Consider the following 16073-nt stretch of genomic DNA (forward strand, 5'->3'; position numbering starts at 1 on the left):
GCGGATATTTCCATCCTCTTGCATCAGGTTCGTCGAGTATTAGTCTCAAGTGCTCTGCCTTTGCGAGACAGCGTTCATGCGCAAATCCCTGCTCCTGCTACTGGTCCTCAGCGTGCTGCTCAGCGCCTGCAGCCGCATCGACCTGGCCTACCGCAACCTGGACCGGCTGATTCCCTGGAAGCTCGGCGACTACGTGGCCCTGAACAGCGAACAGAAGGCCTGGCTCAAGCCGCAGTTGCAGGAGCACCTGAGCTGGCATTGCAGTGTGGAATTGCCGCGTTATGTGGATTGGCTGGAGCGCAGCCAGGAGGCGCTGAGCAGCCGCGACAGCCAGGCCCTGGTCGGGCAGCTGGAAGCCTTCGACAGCGCCATGCAGCGCCTGGCCGTGGAGATCACCCCCAGCGCCACCGAGCTGCTGCGCGGCCTGAGCCCGCGCCAGGTAGAGCAACTGTTCGCCGCCCTCGACGAGCAGAACGCCGAGCTGCGCGAAGAGTTTCTCGAACCGCCGCTGGAGCAGCAGATCGCCCGCCGCGCCGAGCGCATGAGCGAGCGCCTGCAGCCCTGGTTCGGCAAGCTCAACGCGGCGCAGCGCCAGCGGGTCGACGACTGGGCCGAGGGCCTGGGCGCGCAGAATCAGGTGTGGCTGGACAACCGCCTGGCCTGGCAACAGGCCCTGCGCAAAGCGCTCGAGGCACGCCGCAGCGACGACTTCGACGCGCGGATGACGGCGCTGCTGCAGGAACGCGAGCGCTTCTACACCGATGCCTACAAGGCCAGCTACCAGGTCAATCGCCAGGCCATGGCCGAGATGATCGTCGACCTCATCGCCCAGGCCGACGACTCACAGCTCAGGCGCGCCAACCAGCGTCTGAGCAGCCTGCGATCGGACCTGGCCGCACAGCAGTGCCAGGCCGGCGAGTCGGTAGCCAGCCGCTGAAATGAGCCGGCGCGCGCCCGACCCAGGGCGCGCCCCTTATAGTGCCGGCAGGCGCCAGTCGATGGGGCTCATGCCGTTCTGCGCGAGGAACTGGTTGCAGCGACTGAAATGACCGTTGCCGATGAAACCGCGATGCGCGGACAGCGGCGATGGATGCGGCGAACGCAGCACCAGATGCTTGGTCGGGTCGATCAGACGCTGCTTGCTCTGCGCATGACTGCCCCAGAGCAGGAACACCAGCTTGGGCTGATGCTCGCTGACCACCTCGATCACCCGGTCGGTGAACGGTTGCCAGCCCTTGGCCGCGTGCGAGCCGGCATTGCCACGCTCCACCGTCAGCGAGGTGTTGAGCAGCAGCACACCCTGATCGGCCCAGCTCTGCAGGTAGCCGTGGGCAGGGATGTCGATGTTGAGGTCGCGCTTGAGTTCCTTGTAGATGTTCACCAGCGACGGCGGCGTCTGCACGCCCGGCTGCACGGAGAAGCAGAGCCCGTGCGCCTGACCCGGCCCGTGGTACGGATCCTGACCGATGATCACCACCTTGACCCGATCCAGCGGCGTGGAATTGAGGGCGTTGAAGATCAGCGGGCCCGGCGGATAGATCTCCTTGCCGGCGGCCTTCTCGGCCTGCAGGAACTCGCGCAGCGCTTTCATGTAGGGCTTGTCGAACTCCTCGCGCAGCGCCTGCTTCCAGCTGGCTTCGAGTTTGATGCGGTCTTCGGTCATGCGCTTTTCCTGCGGGTGCAAACGAGTGGAGGCACGCTAGAGAAGGCAGCAGGGCAAGTCAAGGCAGAGCATGCCGGCAAGGCGCAGGATGCTTTGCTAGCCTTGCCGGAACCTTATCAATCCGTGACGCCAAGCCGATGCCCCCTTCTATCGACACCCTGCGCATGGCGCTGCTCAGTCGTTTTCTCAAGGGCGAAGCCAGGATTCCGCAGATGCCGGAAGCTGCCGTTCGCATCCGTAAACTGCTGGATGACCCGCGCACCTCGCTGGAACAGCTGACCCGCGTGATCACCGGCGACCCGCCGCTGGCCGCCTACCTGATGCAGTTTTCCAACACGCCGCTGCTGCGTGGCGACCGCGCGTGCAGCTCGCTGCGCGAACTGCTGGGCCGCCTCGGCACTCGCCAGCTGGCCGACCTGGTGCTGGGTTTCAGCCTGCAGCATCTGTTCACCAGCAGTGAGCCGCTATTGCAACAGGCCTTTCGTACCCGTTGGCGCAACGCCCGCGAACGCGCCGCCTACTGCGCGGTGCTGGCGCAGCGCACCGGGCTATCGCTGGACGATGCCATGCTCGGCGGCCTGCTGCAGGACATCGGCAGCCTGCCGCTGCTGTCGGAGCTGGAGCACTGGCCGGACGTGCCACGCGACAGCGATACGCTGCATGCGCTGTGCGAGCAGCTGTCGGGCGACCTCGGCGCGCTGATCCTGACGCGCTGGCAGTTGCCCTCGGCCGTGATCGAATCCACGCGCCTTTTTGGTCAATGGCAACGCCAGCATGAGGGCGCTGCCGATTTGGCCGACCTGGTGCTGCTGGCCAGTGCCCTGCAGAGCAACCGCACGCCGCCCGAGCCGCTGCCGGCGCAGGCGAAGCTGGGCCTGGAGCAACCGCTCGGCGAACTCAGGCAGGAGCTGGCCGGCGAACTGCAACTTTGGAAGCGCCTGCTCGCCTGACTGCTAGCCCTGGTGCAGCGCCCGGTAATGACTGGGCGCCATGCCCACCACCTTGCGAAACAGCCGCGAGAAGTAATAGGGGTCCTCGTAACCCAGCTGCTCGGCAACCTGGCGCACCTCGATATCGCCACGGTCGAGCAGACGGCAGGCCAGCGCCATCTTCAGCTGGATGAAGTCCTGGATCGGCGCATGGCCGGTCAGCGCGCGGTAGGTCTTGGCGAAGTGAAAGCGCGAGAGCCTGAACTGCGCCGCCAGTTCGTCGAGGTTGAGGCTGCCATGCAGGTGCGCGCGCATCACCGCCTGTACCGCCTCGATGTCCAGCACCCGCCCGGACTTCAGACTGACCCGCGCCGGCAGCACCGCCAGGGAGCTCAGCATCGCCTGCAGGCGGTGCGCGGCATGGATGAAGGGCAAGGCGTTGAGGCCCTGGCGCTGCAGCCCCAGCAGCGCCTCGAAGTCGCCTAGCAAACGCGGCTGCACACCGATGCGCCGCAGCGTCTGCGCGCCCAGCAGACGCAAAAAGTCCTCGCTGAGGCTGCCGTCGAAGTGCACCCAGTAGATCGTCCAGGGATCTGAGCCATCCGCGCCATAGGCATGCGACACGGTCCTCGGCAACAGCAGCAGATCGCCACCAGCAACCTCGAATCGTCCATCCTCCGTTTCCAGCCAGCCCTTGCCGGAGCGGCAGTAGATCAGCAGATGATCGTCCGGCTGCAGGCGCCGCATCTGGTGGCCGGCCGCCTCTGGGTAGAAGCCCATGGCCAGGGGATAGCAGCCTGAACTGAGCGGATGGCGCGCCAGCAGGCGGCGCAGGCGCGGTGGGGTGATGAAGCGCTGCCCGCCGAGCGGCAGCGGCCAGTTGGAGGTTTCCACCCGCAAACCCATGACGCTCATTCCTCGAAAACATCCATGAATGACAAGATCGTCCATCCGAAGGCCAAGATCGTCAATCCACAAAGCGGCGCCGAGTGGCTATAAAAAGCCGGTACAAGAATAAAAGGAGGCGAGCATGCCCCGTACCCTGCCGCAACTGATCGACGGCCAATGGCGCGTCAGCCAGGCCCACGAACTGATCGAAGTCACCGACCCGGCCACCCAGGAGGTGATCGCCCTCGCCCCCAGGGCCACCGCCGAGGAAATCGAGGCTGCCGTGGCCAGCGCCCAGCAGGCCTTTCTCGCCTGGCGCGAGGTGCCGGTATCGGAACGCGCGCGTCTGATGCTGCGCTACCAGCATCTGCTCAAGGAACACCACGACGAGCTGGCGGAAATACTCGCCCGCGAAACCGGCAAGACCTTCGCCGATGCCAAGGGCGACGTCTGGCGCGGCATCGAGGTGGCCGAGCATGCGGCCAACATCGCCGGCCTGATGATGGGCGAGACGGTGGAGAACGTCGCCCGCGAGATCGACACCGCCAGCTGGATTCAGCCGCTGGGCGTGTGCGTCGGCATCACCCCGTTCAACTTCCCGGCGATGATCCCGCTGTGGATGTTCCCGCTGGCCATCGCCTGCGGCAATACCTTCATCCTCAAGCCATCGGAACAGGACCCGATGACGCCCAATCGTCTGGCCGAACTGTTCCTCGAGGCCGGCGCGCCGGCCGGGGTGCTGCAGGTGCTGCATGGCGGCCGCGAGCAGGTCGATGCGCTGCTGGTGCACCCGGCGGTACGCGCGGTGTCCTTCGTCGGTTCGGTAACGGTCGGCCAGCACGTCTACCGCACCGGCACTCAGCACCTGAAACGCGTACAGGCCTTCGCCGGGGCCAAGAATCATATGGTGATCATGCCGGACGCACCCAAGGATCAGGTCATCAGCAACCTGCTCGGCGCCAGCTGCGGCGCAGCAGGGCAGCGCTGCATGGCGATCAGCGTGGCGGTGTTCGTCGGCGAGTCGAAGCAATGGATCGACGAGTTGGCCGAGCAGATGGCCGCGCTGCGCCCCGGTCACTGGCAGGACGGCGGCGCCGCCTACGGCCCGCTGATCAGCCCGCAGGCCCGCCAGCGCGTGCTGCGCCTGATCGATGAAGGCAAGGCCGAGGGCGCCGAGTGCCTGCTCGACGGCTCGCAGTGCAGGGTGGAAGGTTACCCGAACGGCAACTGGGTCGGGCCGACCCTGTTCCGCGGCGTGACGCCGAAGATGGGTCTGTACCGCGAGGAAATCTTCGGCCCGGTGCTGGTGTGCATGGAGGTGGACAGCCTGGAAGAGGCCATCGAGCTGGTCAACGCCAGCCCCTACGGCAACGGCACCAGCCTGTTCACCCGCTCCGGCGGCGCCGCGCGGCACTTCCAGCACGCGGTGGAGGTCGGCCAGGTGGGCATCAACGTACCGATCCCGGTGCCATTGCCGTTCTTCTCCTTCACCGGCTGGAAGGGCTCGTTCTACGGCGACCTGCATGCCTACGGCAAACAGGCGGTGCGCTTCTACACCGAGACCAAGACGGTGACCAGCCGCTGGTTCGACGACACGCCGCTCGGCGACGGGCCGAACATGACCATTCAACTGAAATGAGAACTGGGTGATCTTTCGTTAGACCAATAGACGATCACCTGAACTGGACAAGCGGCGTAAAAGAACTCCTTGCAGAACAAAAACAAGGAGAACTGCAATGCGCCAACTGTCCGCCGTCCTGGCCCTGTGGGCCACAATCACCGCCTGTGCGCAGGCAGCCAAGCCCATCACCCTCGGTCTCAACTACCCGCGCACCGGGCCATACAAGGAGGAGGGGTTGGCGCAGATGCGTGGAGCCCTGCTGGCCATCGACGAGATCAACGCCCAGGGCGGTGTGCTGGGACGGCCACTGCGCCTGTCCAGCAAGGACACAGCCTCGCGCCCGGCCAAGGCCGAGAAGAACGTCGACAAGCTGGCTGCCGAAGGTGCGGTGATGCTCTTCGGCGGCGCCTCCAGCGCCGTGGCCATCGCCGCCGGCAAGCGCGCCAGGGAGCACGGCCTGTTGTACTTCGGCACCCTCACCTACTCCAACGACACCACCGGCAAGGACGGCCACCGCTACATGTTCCGCGAATGCAACAACGCCTGGATGAGTGCCAAGGTGCTCGGCCAGTACCTGAGCAAGACCCTGCCGAACAAGCGCTACTTCTACGTCACGGCCGATTACACCTGGGGCCATACCAGCGAGGCCTCGTTGCGCCAGGCCACTTCCAGTGACAACGCAGCCGAGCACGCCGGTGTGCGCATTCCCTTCCCCGGCGCGCGCCTGGCCGATTATCAGGACGCACTGACCCAGGCCGCCGCAAGCAAGGTCGATATCCTCGCCCTGGTGCTGTTCGGCGAGGACCTGGTGCGCGCCATGCGCATCGCCAAGGACCTGGGCCTGACCGAGCGCATGCAGATCGTCGCGCCCAACCTCACCCAGAGCATGGTCGAGCAGGCCGGCCCGGACCTGATGCAGGGCGTGATCGGCACCGAACCCTGGACCTGGCGCGTGCCGGCGCTGGAGAAGTCCGCGCGTGGCGAAGCCTTCGTCCAGGCCTTCAAGACCCGCTACCAGATGTACCCCTCCAGCTCCGCCGCTTCGGCCTACAGCATCGTCCAGCAGTGGGCCGATACCGCCAGGCGTGCCAACAGTCTCGACAGCGAAGCGCTGATCAAGGCGCTGGAGGGCCACCGCTACAGCCTGTTGAAAGGCGAACAGCAATGGCGCGCCTTCGATCACCAGAACCTGCAGACGGTCTACGCGGTGAAGGTGAAACCGCGCGACGAGGTGCTCAAGGACCCGCTCAAGCAGGATTACTTCGAAATCGTCGACCGCCTCGACGCCAGCACGGCGCTGCCCAGCCTCGCCGACTGGCAGGCCGAGCGCCGGGCCGGCGGCCAACCCCTGACCTTGCAATGAGATGCCATGGACTTCGAACTCAATGACGAGCAACGCCTGCTGACCGACAGCGCCCGCACCTTCGCCGCGCGGGAACTGACGCCCCATGCCGCGGACTGGGACCGTGAACACCACTTCCCCATCGAGGTGATCCGCCGCGCTGCGGAACAGGGCTACCTGGCCCTCTACCTGAAGGAGGAGGACGGCGGGCTGGGGCTGTCGCGGCTGTCCAGCTCGCTGATCTTCGAACAGCTGGCGGCCGGCTGTGTGGCCACCACCGCCTACCTGACCATCCACAACATGGCCACCTGGATGCTCGCCAGCTTCGCCGATCAGGCGCTCAAGGATGCCTGGCTGCCGGGGCTGATCAACGGCCAGTTGCTGGCGTCCTATTGCCTGACCGAGCCGGATGCCGGCTCCGATGCCGCCAACCTGCGCACCCGCGCGCGGCGTGACGGCGATGATTACCTCATCGATGGCAGCAAATGCTTCATCTCCGGGGCGGGTTCGACCGACGTGCTGATCGTCATGGCGCGTACCGGCGAGGACGGCGCCAAGGGCATCTCCTGCTTCCTGGTGCCGGCCGATGCGCCCGGTGTGCGCTACGGGCGCAACGAGGACAAGATGGGCTGGAAGGCGCAACCGACCCGCACCATCACCTTCGATGGCGTGCGCATCCCCGCCAGCCACCGCATCGGCCCCGAAGGCGAAGGCTTCGTCTACGCCATGAAGGGCCTCGATGGCGGCCGCCTGAATATCGCCAGCTGCTCGCTCGGCGCGGCCCAGGCAGCGCTTGAGCAGAGCCTGCGCTACGTCGAGGAACGCAAGCAGTTCGGCAAGCCCCTCAGCGCATTCCAGGCGCTGCAGTTCAAGCTCGCCGACATGCTCACCGACCTCACCGCCAGCCGGCAGATGGTGCGCCTGGCCGCACACAGGCTCGACCAGGGCCACGGCGAGGCGAGCCTGTATTGCGCCATGGCCAAGCGCTTCGCCACCGACCATTGCTTCGCGGTCTGCAACGAAGCGCTGCAACTGCACGGCGGCTATGGCTATCTGAATGACTATCCCCTGGAACGCTGGGTACGCGACGCACGCGTGCACCAGATACTGGAAGGCACCAACGAGATCATGCGGGTGATCATTGCGCGCCGCCTGCTGTTGCAGGGCGGCATGCTCGATCGCCTGCTGTAGTAACCACGATAGGTAGGAACGTGCGATGTTCGCGAGCAGAGCTCGCTCCTGCAGCAATGATCCGTATCGAGGACGACCATGAGTACAGCCATCGAAACCTACAAATCCGGCATCTTCGACCTGACCCACAAGCTCACCGTGGAAAAGCACGGCCATACCGCGCTGATCACCATCAACCATCCACCGGCCAACACCTGGGACCGCGACTCGCTGATCGGTCTCAAGCAGGTGGTCGAGCACCTCAACCGTGACGACGAGGTCTACGCCCTGGTGGTGACCGGCCAGGGGCCGAAGTTCTTCTCCGCCGGCGCCGACCTGAACATGTTCGCCGACGGCGACAAGGCGCGTGCCCGCGAGATGGCCCGGCGCTTCGGCGAGGCCTTCGAGACCCTGCGCGATTTTCGCGGCGTATCCATCGCCGCGATCAACGGCTACGCCATGGGCGGCGGCCTGGAATGCGCCCTGGCCTGCGACATCCGCATCGCCGAACGCCAAGCGCAGATGGCCCTGCCGGAAGCGGCCGTGGGCCTGCTGCCCTGCGCCGGCGGCACCCAGGCGCTGCCCTGGCTGGTGGGTGAGGGCTGGGCCAAGCGCATGATCCTCTGTGGCGAACGCCTCGACGCCGAAACCGCCCTGCGCATCGGCCTGGTCGAACAGGTGGTGGATGCCGGCGAGGCCCGCGGCACCGCCCTGCTCCTGGCCGCCAAGGTGGCACGGCAGAGCCCGGTGGCGGTGCGCACCATCAAGCCGCTGATCCAGGGCGCGCGCGAGCGCGGCCCGAACACCTGGCTGGCGGAAGAGCGCGAGCGCTTCGTCGACCTGTTCGACGCCGACGATACCCGCGAGGGTGTCAACGCCTTCCTGGAGAAACGCGACCCGCAGTGGCGCAACAAATGAGAAGAGCGGCTACAGGCCGCAAGCTGCAGGCCTCAGGCAAGAGCGGCGCATCGCCTGCAGCCTGAAGCCCCAAAGGTGATCCCATGAATCTGCAATTCGAAGAACGCCCCGCCCTGCATGGCTACCGCATCGGCATCGCCAGCCTGGACGCCGAGAAGAGCCTCAATGCCCTCTCCCTGCCGATGATCGAGGCGCTCGATGCGCGCCTGAAAGCCTGGGCCGAAGACCCGACCATCGCCTGCGTGATGCTGCGCGGCACCGGCCCGAAAGCCTTCTGCGCCGGCGGCGACGTGGTACAGCTGGTGCAGCAGTGCCGCGAACACCCCGGCGAGGTGCCGCCGCTGGCGCGGCGCTTCTTCGCCGACGAATACCGCCTCGACCACCGCATCCACAGCTACCCCAAGCCCTTCATCTGCTGGGCTCACGGCCACGTGCTGGGCGGCGGCATGGGTCTGATGCAGGGCGCCGGCATCCGCATCGTCACACCGAGCAGCCGCCTGGGCATGCCGGAAATCAATATCGGCCTGTACCCGGATGTCGGCGGCAGCTGGTTCCTTGCCCGCCTGCCGGGACGTCTGGGTCTGTTTCTTGGCCTCACCGCCGCCAGCATCAATGCCCGCGATGCGCTGGACCTGAACCTGGCCGACCGCTTCCTGCGTGACGACCAGCAGGACGCCCTGCTCGAAGGCCTGGTGCAACTGAACTGGCGCGAACAAGCCGACCTGCAACTGCACAGCCTGCTGCGCGCACTGGAGAACGAGGCATGCGGCGAACTGCCGGCGGCCCAGTGGCTACCGCGCCGCGAACGCATCGACGAGCTGCTTGATGTCGCCGACCTGCCGGCAGCGGTACAGGCCATCAGCGCCCTGCAGCAGGATGACAACGCCCTGCTGGCCCGCGCCGCCAAGACCCTGGCCCACGGCTGCCCGCTGACCGCGCACCTGGTCTGGCAGCAGATCCGCCGTGCGCGGCACCTGTCGCTGGCCGAGGTGTTCCGCATGGAATACGCCATGAGCCTGAACTGCTGCCGCCACCCCGAATTTCCCGAAGGCGTGCGTGCGCGCCTGATCGACAAGGATCAGACGCCGCATTGGCATTGGCCGGATGTGGCCACGATTCCCGAGGCGGTGATCGAGGCGCACTTCGCTCCGGCCTGGGACGGTGAGCATCCGTTGGCGGACCTGTAGGACGTTGCGCCGACTCGGTGCGCACGGCGCACCCTACATATGCCCCGTAGCCCGGATGCAATCCGGGGCATCGACCACGGAGCGAATTCATTCGCGATAGAGCAGGCACGACGCCCTCAGAGGAGCACCAGCATGGACGACAAGCAACTGCAAAAAGCCCTGACCTTCCAGGCCCTGCATCAACGCGACGAGCTGCTGGTACTGCCCAACCCCTGGGATGCCGGCTCGGCGAAGATACTCGCGGCCCTGGGTTTCGAAGCCCTGGCCACCACCAGCGCCGGCCTGGCCTTCTCGCTTGGCCGCATCGACGGCGAAGGACTGATCAGTCGCGAGGAAACCCTGGCCAATGCCCGCGCCATCGTCGCTGCCACGCTTCTGCCGGTGGCGGCCGACCTGGAGAACGGCTTCTCCGACGATCCGCAGGGCTGCGCCGAAACCCTGATCCAGGCCGCCGCCTGCGGCTTGGTGGGCGGCTCCATCGAAGATGCCAGCGGCCGTGCGGATGCCCCCATCTACCCGCTGGAACTGGCAGTGGAGCGCATCCGTGCATCGGTGGCTGCGGCGCGCAGCCTGCCCTTCCCCTTCACCCTCTGCGCCCGCGCGGAAAACTTCCTGCACGGGCGCGAAGACCTGGCCGACACCCTGCGTCGCCTGGAGGCTTATGCCGAAGCCGGCGCCGATGTGCTCTACGCCCCCGGCCTGACCACCCGAGCACAGATCGATGCCGTGGTACGCGCAGTGGCACCACGACCGGTCAACGTGCTGCTGGGGCTGTCCAGCAGCGCGCTGAGCCTGGACGACCTGCGTGAGCTGGGCGTGCGCCGCGTCAGCGTCGGCTCCAGCCTGGCGCGCACGGCCTTGGGCGGCTTCCTGCAGGCCGCGAGTGCCCTGCGTCAGGGCGATCCCAGCTTCGCCAAGGAGGCGGCGCCCTTCGCCACGATCAACGACCTGTTCAAAGCCGGGCAGTAACCTGCGCCCGTAGCCCGGATGCAGTTCGGGTCATGGGCCTGTGGGAGGGGCTTCAGCCGCGACCGGCAGAGCACCGGGAAGCTACACGATTGATGCGTGATTGATTGGCATTGAGCAGTACCCCAAGAGCAACAAGAAAAGGAGAACCGACATGACCCAGATCGCCTTTATCGGCCTCGGCCATATGGGCCTGCCCATGGCCCGCAACCTGCTCAAGGCGGGTTATCCGCTGAAAGTCTTCGACCTGGTGCGCAGCGCCGTCGATACCCTGGCCGGCGAAGGCGCGGTAGCGGCCGAGAGCGCCGCCGATGCCAGCGATCAGGCACAGGTGGTGATCAGCATGCTGCCGGCCAGCCGCCATGTGGAAGGCCTGTACCTGGGCGAAGAAGGCCTGCTCGCGCGGCTGCCCGCCGGCACGCTGGTGATCGAGTGCTCGACCATCGCCCCGGAGTCCGCGCGCAAGGTGCACGCCGCTGCTCGTGAGCGCGGCGTCGCCCTGCTCGATGCGCCGGTGTCCGGCGGCACGGCTGGCGCTGCCGCCGGCACCCTGACCTTCATGGTCGGCGGCGAGGCCCAGGCGCTGGAGAAAGCCCGGCCGATCCTCACCGCCATGGGCAGGAACATCTTCCACGCCGGCCCGGACGGCGCCGGCCAGGTGGCCAAGGTGTGCAACAACCAGGTGCTCGCCGTGCAGATGATCGCCACTGCCGAAGCCATGGCCCTGGGCGTGGCCAACGGCCTGGAGCCGGCGGTGCTGGCCGAGATCATGCGGCAGAGTTCTGGCGGCAACTGGACGCTGGAGAAATACAACCCCTGGCCCGGGGTGATGGAAAGCGCCCCGGCGTCCAAGGGTTACAGCGGCGGCTTCATGGCCGAGCTGATGGCCAAGGACCTCGGCCTGGCCCAGGAAACCGCCAGCCACAGCGGCAACAGCACACCCATGGGCGCCCTGGCGCTGCAGCTGTATCGCCTGCTGCTCAAACAGGGCAAGGGCAAGCAGGATTTTTCGGTGGTGCAGCAGCTGTTCGTCGAATAGCGCCTTGGTCGCCCATAGGCTGCGCTGCGTGCACCGGGGTGTTTCCGGTAGGGCTGGTGCGCACGGCGCACCCTACGGAAGCCGCGCCCTCCTCGTAGGGTGCGCTGCGCGCACCGGGGCGTTTCCCGGTAGAGCTGGTGCGCACGGCGCACCCTACGCAGCCGCACTCATCGTAGGGTGCGCTGCGCGCACCGGGGTGTTCCCGGTAGAGCTGGTGCGCATGGCGCACCCTACGGAGCTGCTCCCGTCGTAGGGTGCGCTACGCGTACCGGGGTGTTTCCGGTAGGGCTGGTGCGCATGGCGCACCCTACGGAAGCTGCACCCGTCGTAGGGTGCGCTACGCGCACCGAGGCCATCGGCATTCAGCGCAGCGTCTGCAAATGCAAAACACCAAACAGCAGCACCTGCAGGCGCTGCCACCACAACAGCGGCAGGCCCCGCAGGCGCGAGCCGAACAGCAACAGCTCGCCCAGATGCGCCAGCAGCACCGCCAGGGCGGCCCAGTTGACCCAGCCGCCCAGCGGCGCGGCGAAGGGGTAGAAGAGATTGATCAGCGCCACCAGCCAGAACATGGCCAGGGCGCCCTTGGCGAAAGACAGCAGGTTCATCGTCAGCCTCCGAATGGATGAACCTGAAGTGTGACCGGGCGGTTGGCAGGAAACCGCCCTTCTTTCGGTGGGAACGCCCTGTAGGAGCCGCGCCCCCGCGGCGAATGGCAAACACAACGCCGATCTTGCCGCTTCGAACCGAGGGCTAACGCAGCGTCAGCCCGAACGCCTCGTCGGCGAAGTCGAAGCAGGCGAGGAAACGGCGAATCTCCAGCAGATTACCCTCGACCTTCACATCGCCCAGCAGCGCGCCCTTGACCAGGCCGCCCTCGCCGGTCAGCAGGGTTTCCATGAAGCGCTTGTCCATGCTCAGGCGTAGCTCGGTGCCCTCGGGAATGCCCTTGTGCAACTGCGCGACGCCACGGCGGACCTCCAGCGCCCACTGCTCGTCCACATCGGGAAAGCTGAAGCCCAGGGTCAACTCGAGGTCGCCGGCCTTCTGCGGGTCGATGCGGGTCACCCAGTTCTGCAGGAAGCTCTGCGGGGTGAAACTGCGCACCATGTCCGGCGAGAGGAAAACCTCGCGCATCTCAACCGAGCGCTGGCGGATGGCATCACCGTCGAGCTTGCCCTCCAGTTCCATGGCGCTCATCAGATACCAGTTGCGCCAGTTGATGTTCATGCTGGCGTAACCCAGCTTGCGAAAGCTGCGCGCCTTGATCTCGCGCGCCAGCTTGTCGTCGTGGTCGACGCGGATGGCGTAGCCGGCCAGCTCGGCGGCCCACTGATAGTCGCCCTTCAGATAGGCGTTGCCAGCCTCCAACAACAGCTTTTCACGACCGCCGGCCAGGGCGATCAGCCGCTCGGCCTGCTGCCGCGGCGGGGTCGGGTCGAGGGCCACCGGGTCGCCCTGGAACCAGCCCAGGTAGCCGTTGTAGATCTGCCGTACGCTGTGCTTCACCGTGCCGTAGTACTCGCGCAGATAAGGCGTGTAGCCGGCCAGGTGCGGCGGCAGCTTGACCTTCTCCACCAGCTCGTCCGGGGTCAGGCCCTTGTTCATCCAGCGCACGGTCTGGTCATGGATGTAGGCGATACCGTCGCGGGTCATGCGCAGCACTTCCTCGACCTTGTCCTGTCCGCTGACCGGGCGACCATGCAGCGGCACCATATGCTCGGCCCGGTAGGCGCGCAGCTTGTCCAGGCTCTCGACCCACTGCACCGGGTCGCGGAACCTGGTGCCGCGCAGCGTATGGATGTTCGGCAGGGTCGGCCCCTGATCGACCTCGGCACTGATCAGCACGCGGTTGTCCGGCAGGTACAGGATGATCTCGTCCGGCGCCTCGCTGGGGACGTGCAGAAACTGCACATCGAGACCGGCGATCCTGGTGTCCAGGCGTTCGCCAAAGGTCACGGTCGGCGCGATGAACGACGACGGCTCGGCCTTGGCCAGCGGACCGATACCGGCGTTCATCCCCTCCTGATCGCTGGCCGGCAGGAACGAGCCGAAGCTGTAGGCCGAGCGCACGCCGAGGATCGGCCCGACCAGCGCGCCCTGCGCCACCACGTTCTGCAGCAGCGTCTCGTGGGCATAGATATGCACCTCGCCGCGCTCGACCTGCTCGCGGCTGACGAACGCCTGCACGCCGTTGATGTGATCCGGGTGGAAGTGGGTGTAGACCACCGCCTTGACCGGCTTGTCGCTGAGCTTGCGGAACTCGGCCATGATCTTGCGCGACTCGCTGACCGACTCGCCGGTGTCGACGATGATCAGCCCCTCGGGCGCCTCGATCATCACCACGTTGCCCAGCTGCCAGCCGACCGCCGAATGGACGTTGCCCGCGACGCGGTAGATCTGCTGGGCGAAGTGCCGGGTGTGCGCGGCCAGTTCGGCGTGAATGCTCGGCTCGATACGCTCGGCCGGCAGTTCGGCCTGTGCGCCCAGGGGCAAGGCAGCGGCCAGCAGCAGGCCGCCAAGGCGAGAGAAGGTGCTCATGGCGATAGGACGTCTTGTTGTTGAAGTACTGGCAGGTTGGCAAAGGCCACCTGATAATTCCAATGCATTCGAATCCAATAACCAATGCATAACGCGCATGAACGACCTACGCCAGCTCCGTCACTTCGTCGCCCTCGCCGAACAGGGTCACTTCGCCCGCGCTGCCGAGGCCGTGCACCTCAGCCAGCCGGCGTTGAGCCGCAGCATCCAGGCCCTGGAGGCGCAGCTCGGCTGCAGCCTGGTGGACCGCCATAGCCGCGGCATCAGCCTGACCGCCCACGGCCACCTGGTGCTGGAGCATGCCCGCCGTCTGCTGGCCGGCAGCCTGGCGTTGAGCAATGCAGTCAACCAGCTGGGCAATCTCGAGGCAGGCGAGCTGCGCCTCGGCGCCGGCCCCTACCCGGCCGCACGGTTGATACCGCAGGCCCTCGGGCAATTGCTGCAGCGCTATCCGCGGGTGCAGGTGAAGCTGGACATCGGCAACTGGCTGGAGCTGCGCGACAGCCTGCTGGACTCGGCCATCGAGCTGTTCGTCGCCGATATCCGCGAGCTGCAGGGCGATGCGCGGTTGCAGATCGAAGCACTGCGCGTGCATCAGGGCGTGCTGTTCTGCCGCCCGGCGCACCCGTTATTGCAGCGGCGCGATCTACAACCGCGCGACCTGCTGGACTTTCCCCTGGCCGGCACGCAGTTGCCGCAGGCGGTCGAGCGCAGCCTGGGTCACGCCAGCGGACGCGCGCAACCCTTGAGCGTGCAGTGCGACAACTTTCTCGTGCTCAAGCGCCTGGTGGCCGACAGCGACGTGCTGAGCATGGCGCCCTGGGACGTGATCGCCGAAGAGGTCGGAGCCGGCCAACTGAGCCTGTTGCCGCTGGCCCCGGCGAGCCTGCAGCAGCAGTCGGCCTATGGCCTGGTCAGCCGCGCCGGGCACAGCCTATCGCCAGCGGCGCAGGCCATGGTCGAGGTGATTCGTCGGCTGGATGCAGTGACCCCGCGCGCGGCGGGTTGAGCCTTACCAGCGGCGCTCGCCACCGCGCTGCTGGTGGTCGTTGCTGCGTCCGTTGGAAAAACGCAGCTGCGTGCCGCGACCGCTGTCCCAACCGCGCTGCACCTGCCCGCCACGATGTTCCTGCCGACGTGCGCCGCGCCGATGTTCATGCCGCGGCTGCTCATGGCGCTTGTAGCCATCGCGATAACGATGATCGTGGCCATAGTGATGACGCGGCGGCGGTGCCGGCACATGACGCGGCGGCGCCGGGTAGTAATGCTGGCGGCGATCCTCGTAATAGTAATAGCGAGGCGTCACGTAGACAGGTGGCGCATAGTGATCACGGCGGTAGCCATCGTGGTATCGATAGGCATGGCCGTTGTGATAGCCACGGTCGTAGCCGCCGCCGTAAACGGCGCAGCCGGCGAATGACAGCAGCAAGGCGCAGAGCAGGATCTTGTAGGGCATGGCGGCCTCCTTGTGACCGCTGGGACGACGCCGACCGATGTCGGCCTCCGGGAGGGTAACCCCTGAGGCATCAGACAACGCCGGCGGCGACAGGTGCGATCACTTCGTCGGCTGTGACGGGGCATGCAAAAGCGCAGCATGCCCCAGCGCCAACGGCAGGGCTGGCACGCCATTCGCTTGAAGCCGCAGCGGAGAGCCGATCCGCGATGCGGATCGCAGGTAGCGAATCGCAATGGCCGACTAGGGTTCCGGCTCGCCAGTGGCGAGTGACTGGTCCGAGAGTGGGCGACCTCATGCAGCGGCGGGAAGCCGCGGGGTTACACGGCGGGACAAAAGCCCGGGAGAACGCGCAG

Annotated in this window: 15 protein-coding genes and 1 riboswitch; of the genes, 10 read left to right on the forward strand and 5 right to left on the reverse strand. The window is 66.6% G+C overall.

Annotation, left to right across the window (positions count from 1 at the left end; genetic code table 11):
- The first annotated feature begins 76 nt into the window (after window positions 1-76).
- Window positions 77-937: a DUF6279 family lipoprotein gene (locus BLS61_RS02190; RefSeq protein WP_090426738.1), complete on the forward strand. Its 861-nt coding sequence runs from the start codon at window positions 77-79 to the stop codon at window positions 935-937.
- Between the two features lie 36 nt (window positions 938-973).
- Here BLS61_RS02190 and ung read toward each other — a convergent pair whose 3' ends face one another.
- A complete protein-coding gene (gene ung, locus BLS61_RS02195; protein ID WP_090426740.1) occupies window positions 974-1663 on the reverse strand; it encodes a uracil-DNA glycosylase in 690 nt (229 codons plus the stop codon).
- A gap of 137 nt (window positions 1664-1800) precedes the next feature.
- Between ung and BLS61_RS02200 the strand changes: the two genes are divergently transcribed.
- Window positions 1801-2613, forward strand: a complete 813-nt coding sequence (locus BLS61_RS02200; RefSeq protein WP_090426743.1) for an HDOD domain-containing protein — start codon at window positions 1801-1803, stop codon at window positions 2611-2613.
- Between the two features lie 3 nt (window positions 2614-2616).
- Here the strand turns inward: BLS61_RS02200 and BLS61_RS02205 are convergent, their stop codons facing one another.
- Window positions 2617-3498 carry an AraC family transcriptional regulator gene (locus BLS61_RS02205; RefSeq protein ID WP_090426745.1) on the reverse strand — a complete coding sequence of 294 codons (882 nt, stop codon included), beginning with the start codon at window positions 3496-3498 and terminating at the stop codon, window positions 2617-2619.
- Window positions 3499-3622: 124 nt separating this feature from the next.
- On the opposite strand from BLS61_RS02205, the gene BLS61_RS02210 reads away from it, so the two are divergent.
- From BLS61_RS02210 to mmsB, 7 genes are all read left to right on the forward strand, one after another.
- Window positions 3623-5119, forward strand: coding sequence for a CoA-acylating methylmalonate-semialdehyde dehydrogenase (locus tag BLS61_RS02210; protein ID WP_090426746.1), 1497 nt, complete (start codon window positions 3623-3625; stop codon window positions 5117-5119).
- A gap of 97 nt (window positions 5120-5216) precedes the next feature.
- Window positions 5217-6464: a substrate-binding protein gene (locus tag BLS61_RS02215; protein ID WP_090426747.1), complete on the forward strand. Its 1248-nt coding sequence runs from the start codon at window positions 5217-5219 to the stop codon at window positions 6462-6464.
- A gap of 6 nt (window positions 6465-6470) precedes the next feature.
- Window positions 6471-7634, forward strand: coding sequence for an acyl-CoA dehydrogenase family protein (locus tag BLS61_RS02220; protein ID WP_090426748.1), 1164 nt, complete (start codon window positions 6471-6473; stop codon window positions 7632-7634).
- A 78-nt stretch (window positions 7635-7712) separates the two neighbouring features.
- Window positions 7713-8531 (forward strand): enoyl-CoA hydratase, encoded by an 819-nt coding sequence (locus tag BLS61_RS02225; RefSeq protein ID WP_090426749.1) that lies wholly within the window; start codon window positions 7713-7715, stop codon window positions 8529-8531.
- An 83-nt stretch (window positions 8532-8614) separates the two neighbouring features.
- A complete protein-coding gene (locus BLS61_RS02230) occupies window positions 8615-9718 on the forward strand; it encodes an enoyl-CoA hydratase/isomerase family protein (RefSeq protein WP_090426750.1) in 1104 nt (367 codons plus the stop codon).
- A gap of 132 nt (window positions 9719-9850) precedes the next feature.
- The gene (locus BLS61_RS02235; RefSeq protein WP_090426751.1) at window positions 9851-10687 is read left to right on the forward strand and encodes an isocitrate lyase/PEP mutase family protein; all 837 of its coding nucleotides are present in this window, start codon (window positions 9851-9853) and stop codon (window positions 10685-10687) included.
- A gap of 151 nt (window positions 10688-10838) precedes the next feature.
- Entirely contained in the window at window positions 10839-11723 is an 885-nt protein-coding gene (gene mmsB, locus BLS61_RS02240; protein ID WP_090426752.1) for a 3-hydroxyisobutyrate dehydrogenase, read from the forward strand.
- A 362-nt stretch (window positions 11724-12085) separates the two neighbouring features.
- Here the strand turns inward: mmsB and BLS61_RS02245 are convergent, their stop codons facing one another.
- Both BLS61_RS02245 and BLS61_RS02250 read right to left on the reverse strand, forming a co-directional pair.
- Complete coding sequence (locus BLS61_RS02245; RefSeq protein WP_090426753.1) at window positions 12086-12331, reverse strand: DUF1145 domain-containing protein; 246 nt, start codon at window positions 12329-12331, stop codon at window positions 12086-12088.
- Between the two features lie 145 nt (window positions 12332-12476).
- A complete protein-coding gene (locus tag BLS61_RS02250; RefSeq protein WP_090426754.1) occupies window positions 12477-14264 on the reverse strand; it encodes an alkyl/aryl-sulfatase in 1788 nt (595 codons plus the stop codon).
- Between the two features lie 97 nt (window positions 14265-14361).
- Here BLS61_RS02250 and BLS61_RS02255 point away from each other — a divergent pair, with 97 nt between their 5' ends.
- A complete protein-coding gene (locus BLS61_RS02255) occupies window positions 14362-15273 on the forward strand; it encodes a LysR family transcriptional regulator (RefSeq protein ID WP_090426755.1) in 912 nt (303 codons plus the stop codon).
- Window positions 15274-15276: 3 nt separating this feature from the next.
- Here BLS61_RS02255 and BLS61_RS02260 read toward each other — a convergent pair whose 3' ends face one another.
- Window positions 15277-15720 (reverse strand): hypothetical protein, encoded by a 444-nt coding sequence (locus tag BLS61_RS02260; RefSeq protein WP_090426757.1) that lies wholly within the window; start codon window positions 15718-15720, stop codon window positions 15277-15279.
- Window positions 15721-15949: 229 nt separating this feature from the next.
- Window positions 15950-16066: riboswitch (guanidine-I (ykkC/yxkD leader) on the forward strand.
- Window positions 16067-16073: the final 7 nt, after the last annotated feature.

The organism is Ectopseudomonas guguanensis (assembly GCF_900104265.1).
Taxonomy (GTDB): domain Bacteria; phylum Pseudomonadota; class Gammaproteobacteria; order Pseudomonadales; family Pseudomonadaceae; genus Aquipseudomonas; species Aquipseudomonas guguanensis.

Coding starts and splice junctions, on each gene's coding strand:
- BLS61_RS02200 (WP_090426743.1), top strand. CDS start 1,801: ATGCCCCCTTCTATCGACACCCTGCGCATGGCGCTGCTCAGTCGTTTT.
- ung (WP_090426740.1), bottom strand. CDS start 1,663: ATGACCGAAGACCGCATCAAACTCGAAGCCAGCTGGAAGCAGGCGCTG.
- BLS61_RS02205 (WP_090426745.1), bottom strand. CDS start 3,498: ATGGGTTTGCGGGTGGAAACCTCCAACTGGCCGCTGCCGCTCGGCGGG.
- BLS61_RS02190 (WP_090426738.1), top strand. CDS start 77: ATGCGCAAATCCCTGCTCCTGCTACTGGTCCTCAGCGTGCTGCTCAGC.
- BLS61_RS02210 (WP_090426746.1), top strand. CDS start 3,623: ATGCCCCGTACCCTGCCGCAACTGATCGACGGCCAATGGCGCGTCAGC.
- BLS61_RS02230 (WP_090426750.1), top strand. CDS start 8,615: ATGAATCTGCAATTCGAAGAACGCCCCGCCCTGCATGGCTACCGCATC.
- BLS61_RS02215 (WP_090426747.1), top strand. CDS start 5,217: ATGCGCCAACTGTCCGCCGTCCTGGCCCTGTGGGCCACAATCACCGCC.
- BLS61_RS02235 (WP_090426751.1), top strand. CDS start 9,851: ATGGACGACAAGCAACTGCAAAAAGCCCTGACCTTCCAGGCCCTGCAT.
- mmsB (WP_090426752.1), top strand. CDS start 10,839: ATGACCCAGATCGCCTTTATCGGCCTCGGCCATATGGGCCTGCCCATG.
- BLS61_RS02250 (WP_090426754.1), bottom strand. CDS start 14,264: ATGAGCACCTTCTCTCGCCTTGGCGGCCTGCTGCTGGCCGCTGCCTTG.
- BLS61_RS02260 (WP_090426757.1), bottom strand. CDS start 15,720: ATGCCCTACAAGATCCTGCTCTGCGCCTTGCTGCTGTCATTCGCCGGC.
- BLS61_RS02225 (WP_090426749.1), top strand. CDS start 7,713: ATGAGTACAGCCATCGAAACCTACAAATCCGGCATCTTCGACCTGACC.
- BLS61_RS02255 (WP_090426755.1), top strand. CDS start 14,362: ATGAACGACCTACGCCAGCTCCGTCACTTCGTCGCCCTCGCCGAACAG.
- BLS61_RS02220 (WP_090426748.1), top strand. CDS start 6,471: ATGGACTTCGAACTCAATGACGAGCAACGCCTGCTGACCGACAGCGCC.
- BLS61_RS02245 (WP_090426753.1), bottom strand. CDS start 12,331: ATGAACCTGCTGTCTTTCGCCAAGGGCGCCCTGGCCATGTTCTGGCTG.